Annotated in this window: 12 protein-coding genes and 1 pseudogene; 9 read left to right on the top strand and 4 right to left on the bottom strand. The window is 61.8% G+C overall.

Annotation, left to right across the window (positions count from 1 at the left end; translation table 11 throughout):
* Positions 1–323 precede the first annotated feature (323 nt).
* Entirely contained in the window at positions 324–704 is a 381-nt protein-coding gene (locus tag E3N94_RS03870; RefSeq protein ID WP_134569845.1) for a VOC family protein, read from the bottom strand.
* Between the two features lie 571 nt (positions 705–1,275).
* On the opposite strand from E3N94_RS03870, the gene E3N94_RS03860 reads away from it, so the two are divergent.
* From E3N94_RS03860 to E3N94_RS17450, 9 genes are all read left to right on the top strand, one after another.
* Positions 1,276–1,713 (top strand): DUF1579 domain-containing protein, encoded by a 438-nt coding sequence (locus E3N94_RS03860; RefSeq protein ID WP_134569844.1) that lies wholly within the window; start codon positions 1,276–1,278, stop codon positions 1,711–1,713.
* 690 nt (positions 1,714–2,403) lie between these two features.
* Positions 2,404–3,036, top strand: coding sequence for a class I SAM-dependent methyltransferase (locus E3N94_RS03855; protein WP_198411507.1), 633 nt, complete (start codon positions 2,404–2,406; stop codon positions 3,034–3,036).
* A 160-nt stretch (positions 3,037–3,196) separates the two neighbouring features.
* Positions 3,197–3,718: a GNAT family N-acetyltransferase gene (locus E3N94_RS03850; RefSeq protein ID WP_134569843.1), complete on the top strand. Its 522-nt coding sequence runs from the start codon at positions 3,197–3,199 to the stop codon at positions 3,716–3,718.
* Positions 3,719–3,802: 84 nt separating this feature from the next.
* Positions 3,803–4,273: a DinB family protein gene (locus tag E3N94_RS03845; RefSeq protein WP_241987058.1), complete on the top strand. Its 471-nt coding sequence runs from the start codon at positions 3,803–3,805 to the stop codon at positions 4,271–4,273.
* A gap of 235 nt (positions 4,274–4,508) precedes the next feature.
* The gene (locus E3N94_RS03840; RefSeq protein WP_134569841.1) at positions 4,509–4,877 is read left to right on the top strand and encodes a hypothetical protein; all 369 of its coding nucleotides are present in this window, start codon (positions 4,509–4,511) and stop codon (positions 4,875–4,877) included.
* Between the two features lie 1,305 nt (positions 4,878–6,182).
* Positions 6,183–6,494: a hypothetical protein gene (locus E3N94_RS03835; protein ID WP_134569840.1), complete on the top strand. Its 312-nt coding sequence runs from the start codon at positions 6,183–6,185 to the stop codon at positions 6,492–6,494.
* A gap of 57 nt (positions 6,495–6,551) precedes the next feature.
* Positions 6,552–6,728, top strand: coding sequence for a hypothetical protein (locus E3N94_RS16430; RefSeq protein WP_166790057.1), 177 nt, complete (start codon positions 6,552–6,554; stop codon positions 6,726–6,728).
* A 243-nt stretch (positions 6,729–6,971) separates the two neighbouring features.
* Positions 6,972–7,571 (top strand): recombinase family protein, encoded by a 600-nt coding sequence (locus E3N94_RS03830; protein WP_134569839.1) that lies wholly within the window; start codon positions 6,972–6,974, stop codon positions 7,569–7,571.
* Positions 7,572–7,816: 245 nt separating this feature from the next.
* Positions 7,817–7,939, top strand: a complete 123-nt coding sequence (locus E3N94_RS17450) for a hypothetical protein (RefSeq protein ID WP_277870671.1) — start codon at positions 7,817–7,819, stop codon at positions 7,937–7,939.
* Between the two features lie 65 nt (positions 7,940–8,004).
* Here E3N94_RS17450 and E3N94_RS03825 read toward each other — a convergent pair whose 3' ends face one another.
* The 3 genes and pseudogenes from E3N94_RS03825 to E3N94_RS03815 form a co-directional block, all read right to left on the bottom strand.
* A complete protein-coding gene (locus E3N94_RS03825) occupies positions 8,005–9,768 on the bottom strand; it encodes an oleate hydratase (RefSeq protein ID WP_104102383.1) in 1,764 nt (587 codons plus the stop codon).
* An 11-nt stretch (positions 9,769–9,779) separates the two neighbouring features.
* Complete coding sequence (locus E3N94_RS03820) at positions 9,780–10,463, bottom strand: TetR/AcrR family transcriptional regulator (protein ID WP_134364718.1); 684 nt, start codon at positions 10,461–10,463, stop codon at positions 9,780–9,782.
* Between the two features lie 422 nt (positions 10,464–10,885).
* A pseudogene (locus E3N94_RS03815) lies at positions 10,886–11,956 on the bottom strand (IS110 family transposase).
* Positions 11,957–12,140 lie beyond the last annotated feature (184 nt).

The following is a 12,140-nucleotide window of genomic DNA, read 5'->3' as shown; positions in this document are numbered from 1 at the left end:
GCGTGTACTCCTTCGGAAAAGACTTGATCGGTCTTTCCAAGAATCACGCGGTGGCCGCCTTACATCGGTGCAACACGCCCATCAGGGCCGGGTGTTACACCACGCTATTGGACGCAACCCAAATCCGGTCCAAAATCAGCGAGAGACATCTGATGTCGACACACCCAAGTGTCCCAACTCGAAGCTCACGAAGCAACGATGCCGTTCCGTAAGCTGAACCCTTCGCGGAAGACCTCAATTACTGCATGATCACGACACGTCCGTCACACCGGACTTCGAGGCAGACCCCTAGGAATCTGAGGTCGAGGTGTGACCGATGAGCATCAGAGTGGATCTAGGCGGGTCTTGAGCAGGCAGAACTCATTGCCTTCGGGGTCGGCCAGGACATGCCACTGCTCCTCCCCGGTCTGGCCGATCTCGGCCGGGCGCGCACCGAGCTTCAGAAGGCGTTCGAGCTCGGCGTCCTGATCGCGGTCGGTGGCGTTGACGTCGATGTGCAGCCGGGATTTGCCCTTTTCCGGCTCCTCCCCGCGACTGAAGATGATCGTCGGCTGCGGACCGCCAAACCCTTCGCGCGGCCCGATCTCCACCGTGCCGTCATCCTCGCGACCGAGCACGACAAAGTCCAGGACCTCGCACCAGAACCGCGCCAGCAACTCAGGGTCGCGGCAACCGAGCACGAGCTCACTGATACGAGATGCCATCTACAAAACCTGCTTTCAGCCTAGGAACTGCCGGGGAGGCCACACGCGAACCTCATGGGCTCCTAACAGTCAAAACAGTGCCTGATTTTACCGAACGAGCCGGTGCACGGACGAAATGATTTCAGCGCCGCCCCTGTCCGAGCAGCCAGGTAAGGCCGTTAGCCATGCAGTAGGGAAGCTGACAATGCTGTTGTCGAAAGTTTTTTCTCACGAATGAAGACGGAAATGTACGTCCAGCGCCACGTCAAAAACCATTTCGCTGCGCGTACCGCGGTGATGGAATATATCGAATCCTGGTAGAGCCGGCGCCGACCCCCCTTCCCACAACGGAGGACGAGAACCAGCTGCCGCGCTGGCCGCTCACCACGCCCGCAGCCAAACGGCAGCGGCGTGGAAGAAAAACACATCAGATTGTCTCAAGAACTTGACGGGCGCACCCAAACGCAACCTCTCGCAAGGGTAAGGCTCAACGGGTACGCTGACGCCTGAACCGCCGACATCCGGTCGGGCGATCCGTCACCGGCCACCTCAGCTGATTGCCCGGTTTGGCTCCCGAACGTAGGGTTGAATCATGGCTGAGCATGAAGAGTTGGCAGTTTTTCTGGGTGACTGGCATGCCGCGGGCACCTCTTATGGTGGTGACGAGCAGTCGCTGGATAATCCGCACGCGGGAGCGAGTCCGTGGAACAGCATCCACTCCGCCCGGTGGCATTCGGGCAACTACTTCATCGTGCAAGATGAGCGCGCGAACGGTCCGTTCGACACACTTAGTCTGATGGGTTGGGACGCTGAAGCCGGCCGCTATTTCGCCCGAATGATCGAGAATCATGGCTTCTCACGCGATTACACCTTGACTGTCGACGGTCGAACTTGGACGCTGACGGGCGAGCACGAGCGAGCCACCTATCGATTTGGCGAAGACGGTCGCAGCCAAGAGATCGCCTGGGAGTGGAAACCGGCTGAAGTTTGGCTACCGCTTTGCGACCGCACCGCTAATCGCATCAACTGATCGAGCGCCAACGGCTTCCCACGGTCGATAAGTCTGCCGGGCGCTGTGTCATACGGGGACCCTCATGGCACAGAGCCAAGGTCCGTGATGGCGTGAATGAGCTGTGCAGGCGAGTGCGGAAATTGTGCAGCCGAGTACGGAAATCGACAGGAGAACCCCAGCGCTCCTGGCGACCGGGCCGTCCCGGTTGCCCCGCCCGGACAAGATTCGCGCTCCGGTGTGTTTTTCGCGAGAATCGCTCGCTACTCGACTGTCTCGAAACCCTAGCGATATAAGACGTCTCACCGCCGTGATCTGAGCCTCCTCAGAATCACCGGAATCGTGCGGCGCGCCGATTCTCATAACTACGTCGCATAACCGCATGCCTGAACCGTGGTATTCGCCATTAGTTATGAGACGCCCCGGGAGCAAAAATGACGAAACTGATCGGTGTCATTTTTCGAAGTCATCTGCACAAGTGGTCGTACTCGCGCTCACACCTCGCTCCAGCCACCGACGAACCTCAATTCCCGTGAGAGGAACCCTCACCGGAACAGCTCGCGTTGACCGGTAGCCGATCGTTTAGCGTGACGAGGCAAGGGCCGCTGCTGAGGTCGCTGTATTCATATCGCCTCGGAACCTTTAGCTTGCCGCGAAGTTGTCTTCGTTGCAGGCGTCCCGGCCGGAACCACGGTAGGTCCACTCCTGACATTGATCGATCCAGACATGGCGCAGACTGGCGGCATGGATTCTCAGACGATTGCGGCGTACGACGCCGATGCCGCCACTTACGCCGATGAGTGGGAGCAGGAGCAGGACGCCCCGACAGATTTATATGCGCTGCTATCGGAGCACTTCACGCCAGGCCCGACCGCAGACGTGGGGTGCGGCAGCGGTCGCGACAGCGCATGGCTCTCGATGCACGGCTTCCCGACCACGGGATTCGATGCGTCGCAGGGACTCTTGGCCCAGGCGCGCAGGCGCCACCCCGAGGTGAATTTCGAATGCCGACTGTTGCCGGGACTCGACGGAGTCATGAACGCATCGTTCACAAACGTGCTGTGCGAGACGGTCATCATGCATCTGCCCGATGCTGAAGTCGGGCCCTCCGTCGCCCGAATGCTCAGCCTCCTCATTCCCACGGGAACGCTCTTTCTGAGTTGGCGTGTCACCCAGGGATCCAATCGGCGAGACGACGCCGGCAGACTATACGCAGCGTTTGATGGTTCGGCCGTCATGACGGCCCTCGCTGGGGTGGAAGTGCTGATGGACGAGGAAGTGGTCAGCGCGTCCTCAGGCAAGGTCGTGCGCCGAGTAATTGCCCGGGTCAGTGGAACGGTCTGATCCTCCCCGGCGACCGGCAACCGCAGCACCTCGCAGACGACGAAGGCCCAACTGCCCACGCGTCAGATCGACAGTCTCGCCACCAAACATCCGAACTCACCACCTACGTGTCATTCAGGGACCCGCTTACGGCACCCTTCGTCAAGCTACTCTCGGAGTCATGTTGAAGACATATGTTCGACAAGCGAGGGCCGACGATCTGGAACTTCTTGAAGCGATCGAGAATGAAGCTGACACGCTGTTCGCGACCGTGTTCTCGATAGCCGGCTGGCGGCCTGCTCCTTCTTATACGAAGCCATCACAGCAGAGTGGCTTCATCCTCGTAGCCAGCGACAGTCCAGGATCGGATGCGATCGGGTTTGCCCACGTCCTCGAAGTCTCTGGCAGCGGTCATCTGGAGCAGCTATCGGTCAGGCCGTCAGCGGCGCACCACGGGCATGGGCGCGCGCTCGTCGAAGCAGTCAAGAGCGAATCAAGACTGCGCGGATGCAAACGGGTCACCCTGCGAACGTTCGCGGACGTTCCATGGAACGCCCCCTTCTACTTGAGCTGTGGTTTTATCGAGCGTGGTCCCGATTCTGATTTTCTTCGAGATCTGTTAGTAGCGGAGCAACAGCGAGGACTTGGGTACGGCCGGCGTGTTCAAATGAACTTCGACCTGACTGATGAGTTGCCCCGATAACCGTTCGCCTGGCGATACGTCTCCACCCCCTGGCAAGATGAGCGAATGCGAATCGATCCTGAACCCAACTGCGCGGAACTCGTCATGCTCGTGCAGTACCTCGATTATCAGCGTGAGACGTTGCTCTCGAAGACCGACGGCCTAACCCGTGAGCAGTTGGCACAGAAGCACTCCCCCTCCGAACTCACCCTCGCGGGCCTGCTCAACCATTTGGCACTGGTGGAAGAAGACTGGATGGAGGTCCGCTTCGCTGGCCTCCCTGATCGAGAACCATGGGCCAGCGTCGACTGGGACGACGACCCAAACTGGGAGTTCCGCACTGCCGCTCTTCTCGATCCGGTGCTGTTGCGGAGTCGCTACCGCGACGCCTGTGATCGGAGCCGGGCAGTCGTGTCCAAATCGACAGGCTTGGATCAGCTGTCGGTCAAGACGCTGGGCGATGGACGCAACTTCTCGCTCCGATGGGTGCTGCTGCACCTTGTCGAGGAGACCGCCCGCCACGCCGGCCACGCCGACTTTCTGCGCGAAGCAATCGACGGCACGGTCGGTGAATAGCAAACGAAGACGTCAGAATCCCCGCTAGAGAAAACGTCATGGAACAGCATCGACCCTTTAGTCATTCGGTGACCGGCAGTTGACCAGTCGCGTTGCAGGTTCGGCTACGGGCCTTGACTCTGTAGGCCGGCGATTTCTTTCCTTCCAGTCTTCAAACGCTTACCCGGTGTCGGGCAGCACGTACTTTGTTATGGAGGGGGTACACGAAATGCAACTGCAAAGGCCGTCTTTTCCCGTGCTCCTCGCCGTGACTGCGCGGTCTTGGATCCTCGGCATTCCGTCGATGGCCCTCATGGCCCTGGCTGGGCTTCAGTTCGCGTTCATCTCACATGCGGGTGTCGGCGAATCCTGCTATCAGAACCCCGAGCTAGGCAATCTGGCTCTGCCCTCAGCTGGCTGGACCGCGGACGGTGCATTTTCGTTCTTTCCCGTTGGGGTCCGATGCTCCTATTTCACGAGCGACCACGAACTCCTCCTTGTGCATACCCAGTCGAGCGTGTGGGACTGGGGAATCACGTTCGCCGCGATCCTCGGAGTCATTGGCGTTGCGCTCTTCCTGACCGCCCGGCTCGCCACTCGGCGAACCTGGCACGCATCGCTCTAACAGAATCAGACCCGGACCGTCCCGATGGAGGCTCCGCTAACGGGCGCTCAACCCATGCTCGACACGTGTCATCTATACGTCCGATTAAGTGACAACGTGATCGTCATCTCAACGGACTCAGAAATTGTCACATAACCAGTCATCTATTCTGCGTGCTGCAAACGACGACCAAATCGTCCAATGTGACTGTTTGTGCTTTGTGGCGGCGTTCTGTGATTGCTATTTGGCGTATTGAGCTGTATGCCCGCATCGCTCCGGAGCCGGCGTCGGCGTCGGCGTCGGCGTCGGCGTCGGCGTCGGCGTCGGCGTCGGCGTCGGCGTCTTGTATCCCATGGGATACAAGACGCTGACGATGGTCCCGTCGCCCTCGTTCACCCGGTCCGATGGCTAGAGCGTGATGTGCTGACTGGATCGCCGACGGTGATCGAGAATCTCATGCGGAATCGACCAGTCAGCGGTCTCGACTGACCCACCCCAGCAAAGATACACAGACCGATCAAGCCACCAGACCGCGCGGAGGCCTGACCGGTCACGATATCCGCTTACGCGACTTGAGCGAGCGTGAACCCGAACGAGCGCATGAGAGTTATGAACGCTTCAACAATGTCGATGATCCGTCTGATGTCCGGGAGCATGGATATCACCGTCCGAAGCCATCGAAAGCGGCCCGGCCAAGCCGAAGGCGCATTTTTCTGATTCTCAGACGGTGCGCTATCGTTGTGCGCAGAGTCAGACATGTTCGTGCTTGATCCTTGGTCCAAAATGGGGTCCGTTCCTTCGTTGGTGCATGGGGTTTTGCCGGAGTCGGCGGTAACCGACTTTGTCTTACTTGCTCATAGTTCGGCCCAGACTTGCTAGCTTTCTCGCCAGCGAGTACTGGGCCACTTTTGTTCTAAGCGAAATCTGAAATCTCACGAAGTGGTTTTTAGCTTCCGCCTAAGTCCCAGTTTAGGGCCAAAAAAGAGGCCTCAATCGGGCCATGCGCTCGTCGGATAGCGGGGGTAAGCGGAAGGGTGCAGCCCCGTTGTCCAAAGGATGTGTGGGAGAGCGATCACTCAGACCTTGGTTCGAAATCGCTCAAACACGCGCCCGTCTTCATGAACGATTCGTCGGTTTTGTACCGTTCAGGGCTTCCCCATGACACAGCTCGCCAACCAGGGATGCGGGTGGCGCTACTCAAGGACACAGAGGAAAGTGCCTGGGTCGTCTTCGGTCTACGGCGTGTCGCGCATTACGGGATGGTTAACTGGCCACTCCTCCACCGGGGCGACCGGTCACGGTGCTCGTTTTAGCTAAGGTCATGGCATGGCACGTCACGAAAAAATCAAGAAAACCGTCAAGAACTACCTCGCCGGCCTTCCCGACGCCGAGGACCGAGCGGAGGCGGCCTACCAGATAAGCCAGGCCTACGCGGATCTGCTGTCCGAGCTGACTGATGCTGGCAATTCGCTCGACGGCGAGGAGGCAAACTGGGCCTGGGCGAACGACGAGGCTCTGCAAGCAACCATCCGCGCCGCCGCTCACAAACGGGACCGAGTCGCGACCATGGACCCTACGGACGCCAGTGTGAAAGAAGTCTTGGGTAACCAAGTGCTTCGCCAGCCCAAAAAGTCGTAGCTGTTCTCGTTCGTTTGGCATCGAGCAGCTACAGCCCAAACAGGTAGGAATTTCGGTATGGCCCACATCAGTGTCCTCGCCTTTGGCACCGCCATGATTTTCAGGGTTCCCGAGGATGCCGACATGAACGGATTCAGTTTCGCCGGCTTCCGGAACCGCGCCGATGCTCAACAGCAGCTCAACGTCTACCTCGAGGGTCTGGGCTACGACGTCAGCCAGTCCTATCTGTGGTGATCATGCCGGATGACGGTAGGGGTTCCGAATGAAAGCGCCGCTCTCTCCTTCAGGAGGTCCGGGCCGGCCGACTTGGAACGCATCTGAGCTCAACACGGCTACCGGACCAGGCGCCCGGTAGGGGATCGTCTACCGGCCACTCCCCCAGCTCGCCAACACGCCCGGAATGACGCGGCCGCGCCGCGTCCGGTAGACCCGTCCGAAATAGGTTCCGGTGAACGGGCCCTACGTGAGACTGCCGGCATGACGAAATTACTGATCGGCTACGCCCGGGTCTCGACGGACACCCAGGACCTCACAGCGCAGCGCAACGCACTCACTGCCCTGGGAGTCGCGCCGGCCCGCGTGTACGTCGATCAGGGCCGCTCAGGCACCAATCGGGACCGGCCCGGCCTGGCCCGAGCTTTAGCGGCGTGCCGCTCGGGCGACACCCTCGTGGTGACCAAGCTCGATCGCCTCGCCCGGTCTCTGCCCGATGCCCGGGACATATCGGCCGAGCTGGCAGCGGCCGGCGTGCGCCTGGCCCTCGGCAGCTCCGTGCACGATCCGGCCGACCCGGTAGGGCGCCTACTGTTCAACGTCCTGGCCATGGTCGCAGAGTTCGAATCAGACCTGATCCGGGCCCGAACGTGTGAGGGCATGGCGGTGGCCAGAGAAAAGGGCCGGCTACGCGGGCGTAGCCCCAAGCTCTCCCCCGCCCAAGAAAATCACCTGGTCGAATTGCACGCCGCCGGCAGCCACTCGATCGCGGAACTAGCCGAGCTATTCACGATCGGCCGCGCGACGGTCTACCGGGCCCTGGAACGCGCCACCACTTCGCGGACGCTGCCGCGCCGACCCTAGCAATGTGGGGTCATGGAAGACGGCCCAGAGTTCGCAGAAGGCTCCTATGACTTCGCCGGTAAGACCTACCGCCTAGCGGAGGTCGATTCTCAGGTGTGGCGCGTCTATGACGGTGACACATACATCGGAATCGTGACTGAGACCGATGCGACGGCAGCCGAGCCGTGGCCCCGCTACACCGAGCACAGCGCTGGTGATGAGACGGACGCCGCCTGCTCTGCGATCTCGGGGGTGCGAATGGAGCCGTGCCAAACGAACGGGGCGTTGTGGTGCTCACCCATCGCGAAGACGTCAAGGCCGACTTCCTCAGCCTTGACGGCGACCTTCACCGACGCATCGATGAGCTCGTACTCGTCGATGAGCCTTAGATCGGCCGCCGCAACGGGGCCCGGGACGTCGTGTCCCGGGCCCCGCGCATGGTTCGCCGGCTCGGTCAGGTCAGCAGGCCGGACTCCTTGAGCAGCTCCCCGATCTCGGTGTTCTTGATCTGCTTCATCAGCAGATCGCGGACCATGGCTGGGCCGGGCACCTCGATCTCCTTGCCATCACGCAGCAGGCTGGCGGCGGCGAGCAGCGTACGCACGTCGTAGGTGGAGTTGAAGACTTCCGGCACGCCTCTGTCGATGCCGAGCAGCTGGTAAGTCGCCTCCATCGCGGTGCGCACCGAGTACTCGATGGTGAAGATCGTGTCCCGGGAGGGTGTCTCGGCGAACTGGCCGAGGAACGCGAAGTTGACGGCGCCGGCCGGGACCACGTCGGGCCGGTCGCCCGCCTGCCGGGGCATGAAGAACGCCGTGACGTAGGGCATCATCACCGGCACGCAGGTGGCACTATTCGCCGCGAGCTCGGGGATGTCGGCCACGGGGACACCCATGTGGTACAGCCACTCCTGGGTGATCTCCTCGCCGGTGCACTCCTGCATCGACTTCTTCACATAGTCGCCGGGGACGTCGACCAACAGCGAGTACACCCAGACCACGATCTGGTCTTCGGGTTGCTTCTTGAAGTGCGGCTGGCGGTTGACTGTCCAGCTGAGCAGCCAGGCGGAGTCCTGGGCCGTGACGATCCCTCCGGTGACGGTCTTGCCGCCGAACGGCGAACGCTTGGCGATCTTCTCGATGTAGGCGGGGATGCGCGTGTCGAGCGTTGTGACGGTGGCCGACTGCCACTTGCTCTCCTGGATGTGTGCGCCGAACACGTCCGGGTGCCCGAATGACGGGTCTTTGGCGGCCAACCGCCGCCAGAGGTCCCAGGCCGGGGCCGGTCCCTCGTCGAGCTTCGCCGCGGTGTGCTGGTCGCCGTTGTCGGAGTTCTCGGTGAGAGAGCCGATGGTGGCGAGCACAAGGTCGTTCTCGCCGAGCTCGACGCCCCCGACGACACGCTCACGGATCCAGTGGATCGCGGTGGCTTGCTTTCGGTCGGCGGTGATCGCGAAGTCGATGTCGGTGACCTCGGTGTCGAACTGGAACGTCACTCCCTGGTCCAGCAGCCATCGGTACAGCGGCAGCACCATCGACTCGTACTGGTTGTACTTGAAGAACCGCACGTTGGCGAAGTCCGGCATGCCGCCGATGTGGTGGACGAAGCGGTGCACGTACAGCTTCATCTCCAGCGCAGAGTGCCATTCCTCGAAGGCGAACATGGTGCGCCAGTACATCCAGAAGTTGCTGGCGAAGAACTCCGTGCCGAAGACCTCGTTGATCCGCTTGTTTTCCAGCGACTCACGGGTGGCCAGGAAGAGCCCGGTGAGCTCCTTCTGCGCCTGCTTCGAGAGAGTGAAGAGGGTGCCGGTGCCGGCGTCCTTGCCCTGCTCGACGGTGGCCCGCTGCAGCGAGAAGTTCGGGTCGTCCTTGTTGAGCCAGTAGAACTCGTCGAGCACGGAGGCACCGTCGACCTCGATCGAGGGGATCGACCGGTACAGGTCCCACAGGCACTCGTAGTGGTCGTCCACCTCACGGCCGCCGCGGATCACGAAGCCCTTCTTGGGCTCATCGATCCCGTCCAGGGCCCCGCCGGGCAGCTTCAGCCGTTCCAGGATGGTGATCTTCGACCCGTCCATCTGTCCGTCGCGGATCATGAACGCCGCCGAGGCCATCGACGCCAGGCCGGCGCCGACGAACCACGCGGTCTTGTTCTCGACCCCCTCAGGCTTGCGGGGACGCGCGAACGCCTCCATAGTGCCGCTGCTGTAGTACATAGTCAGTCTCCTTAGTATGTTTCGATGGTTGATGGCAAGGTGGCGAGGAAGCCGCGCACGATCTGCGTGACCTGCCCGCGAAGCTCTTCGATGGGGTCCGCTCCGGGATGCGCGCCCGTGGACGGCCCAGCGAGCAGGAGCGCCAGCGCCGCGAAAACGGTGCGGGCGGCCCGCTGTCCCTCGCGCAGGACCGGCTCGCCATCGACCCCGGCTGACCGGGCCGCCGTGGCGAGGCGGGACGCGATCGCGTCCTCGAGCTCGCCGACAAGCGCGAGGCCCGCGGTCCGGTGCTCGTCGGTGGCCGAACCGAACAGCAGCTCGCGCTGGTAGGCGATGACGTTGGCCGGGTTGCGCGCCGAGCTCGCCAGCACGGCCTGGACGAGCACGTTCACCGATTCGACCGGGTCAGCGGCCTCGGCCGAGGCCCGCACGCCGGTGCTGATCGCGTCGCGCAGTTCGCGGTTGTAGACCATGAGTAGCAGCTCGGCCTTGGACGAGGCGTACCGGAACACCGTGCCGACAGCCACGTCGGCGCGTTCGGCGATCTCCTGCGTCCCCACCGCGTCGAACCCGCGCTCTGTGAAGAGAGCGGCCGCGGACTTGAAGATCCGCAACTGCTTGTCCTGCATGCTTCGTTCGCGGCGGCCTCGGGTAGGGCTGCGTTTCGCGTCCGGGTAATCCGGCAGACCGGCCATGACACCTCCAATGAGTTGATTCATTAAGGACTACGCTCATTTATGCGCGGGCGCAAACCCGCGCCCGACACCAGCGCTCCGGCGTCGCCCACTGAGGCCGGCGCGAGACGCTCCCCGGCCCCCGCACTCGCACACCGAACCGGAGCCCCACCCCTGCGAGGAGACGGGACAAGCACGGCGAAAGGGGGTGTGACGAGTGACCTCTCGCTATCGCAAACCCGACCACTCCTCCACACAGAGCGGTTGTCAGCGGTGCGGCTTCTCAACGAAGAAAGCTGCAGAGTTTGTCGGAGACGGTTGAGAATTGGGTTACGTCCCGTGGAGTGGTGTAGTTCCCGGTCTTGGGGCGTTGGATTAACAACGTAGGAAACCATCGTGCGATGGTCAGTGAGTACCGATCAAAGAACTCACAGAAAGACACATCACACGACCCTTCTATGGTTGAAGTCAAGCAGTAAGGGTCGCAGTGAGCGATAGATGCTGCGGGCGATGAATCGTTTGAGGCAGCGGTGGATCTCTCGCCGGGTCTTGCCTTCGGCGGTTCTTCTGTCAACGTAGCTTTTCGTCGTGGGGTCGGTGATCATGCGGCAGCGGGCAATGATGTGGAGCGCTCGGTTCAGTTGACGGTCGCCGTGGCGGTTGAGGCGATGCCGGGTCGTATTTCCCGATAATGCCGGAATTGGGCTAACGCCAGCCAACGCCGCGAAGGCGGCTTCCGAGCGCACTCTGCCTTGGTGGGAATAAGCGGTCAGGATGATAGCGGCCGTGAACGGTCCGACACCGGGGATGTCCTAGATGCCTGGAGCGAGTTCGTCGACGTGCTTTGACAGGGCCGCGTGATTCGTTTCCAACTCGCGAGTGCGCTGGTGGATCGCGGAGGCGAGCCTGCGGGCTTCAGATCGGGCGACGGCAGCGGCAGTGTCATCGCTGGAGTGATCGCGCCATGCGGCGATGATGTCGACTTGCGTGTTGGTCAGGGGTGCGCGGACGTCGAGGCCCAGGTTGATTATCCGCAGGAGCGCGTTGAGCGCGTTGCGGTCGCTGGTGCGTTGGGAATCGATACTGTGTCTCGCGACGAGCAGAACTCGAAGGGCGCTGCGAAGCCCGTCGGCGCGCGGCAGAATCAGCGCGGTCGCATCGGTGCCAAGCGCGGTGCGGGCGGCAGCCACGGCATCGATTTGGTCGGTTTTGCCGTGACTATCCCGGGCCTGCCGTTTGGGTGGTTTGACCTCGCAGACGCGGATCCCCGCGATGGTGAGAGCGCGAGTCACGGTGGCTCCGTAGGAGCCGGTGCCCTCGACAGCGGCAAGCTGCTGCCCATCCGAGCGTCGCTCAATCCATGCGATCGCGCGGGCGGTGCCAGCGTCGGTGGTGGGAAATGAAGCGGTGTCAATGACTGCGCCAGTAGCGGCAGCAACGACTGCGTAGGTGTGCGTTTTGGCGTGGGTATCCACGCCGATGACGTATTTGTGTGTGTCAGCCACGGTGCTCACGAAGTGTCTTCTTCCGGTAAATGGTTCGTTATCCGGGCCTGGGAGAATCGTCGCGAGGCAGATCTCTAATGAGTCACACCCCCGCCGGAGCGTGGGTGGACAACCTTCTATGAAGCCATAGAAACGTGTCAGGCCGGCACCGACCTAGCCCAGCGGACAGGTCGTGTGAAAGCCACCGCTTGCG

It is taken from the genome of Cryobacterium sp. Sr3, assembly GCF_004402835.1.
GTDB classification, from domain to species: domain Bacteria; phylum Actinomycetota; class Actinomycetes; order Actinomycetales; family Microbacteriaceae; genus Cryobacterium; species Cryobacterium sandaracinum.
This window is presented reverse-complemented; position numbering and strand designations above follow the sequence as displayed.

Excerpts from the sequence above, each read along its gene's own strand:
- E3N94_RS03870 (WP_134569845.1), bottom strand. The coding sequence starts at position 704 with ATGGCATCTCGTATCAGTGAGCTCGTGCTCGGTTGCCGCGACCCTGAG.
- E3N94_RS03860 (WP_134569844.1), top strand. The coding sequence starts at position 1,276 with ATGGCTGAGCATGAAGAGTTGGCAGTTTTTCTGGGTGACTGGCATGCC.
- E3N94_RS03835 (WP_134569840.1), top strand. The coding sequence starts at position 6,183 with ATGGCACGTCACGAAAAAATCAAGAAAACCGTCAAGAACTACCTCGCC.
- E3N94_RS03830 (WP_134569839.1), top strand. The coding sequence starts at position 6,972 with ATGACGAAATTACTGATCGGCTACGCCCGGGTCTCGACGGACACCCAG.
- E3N94_RS03820 (WP_134364718.1), bottom strand. The coding sequence starts at position 10,463 with ATGGCCGGTCTGCCGGATTACCCGGACGCGAAACGCAGCCCTACCCGA.
- E3N94_RS03825 (WP_104102383.1), bottom strand. The coding sequence starts at position 9,768 with ATGTACTACAGCAGCGGCACTATGGAGGCGTTCGCGCGTCCCCGCAAG.
- E3N94_RS03845 (WP_241987058.1), top strand. The coding sequence starts at position 3,803 with ATGCTCGTGCAGTACCTCGATTATCAGCGTGAGACGTTGCTCTCGAAG.
- E3N94_RS03850 (WP_134569843.1), top strand. The coding sequence starts at position 3,197 with ATGTTGAAGACATATGTTCGACAAGCGAGGGCCGACGATCTGGAACTT.
- E3N94_RS16430 (WP_166790057.1), top strand. The coding sequence starts at position 6,552 with ATGGCCCACATCAGTGTCCTCGCCTTTGGCACCGCCATGATTTTCAGG.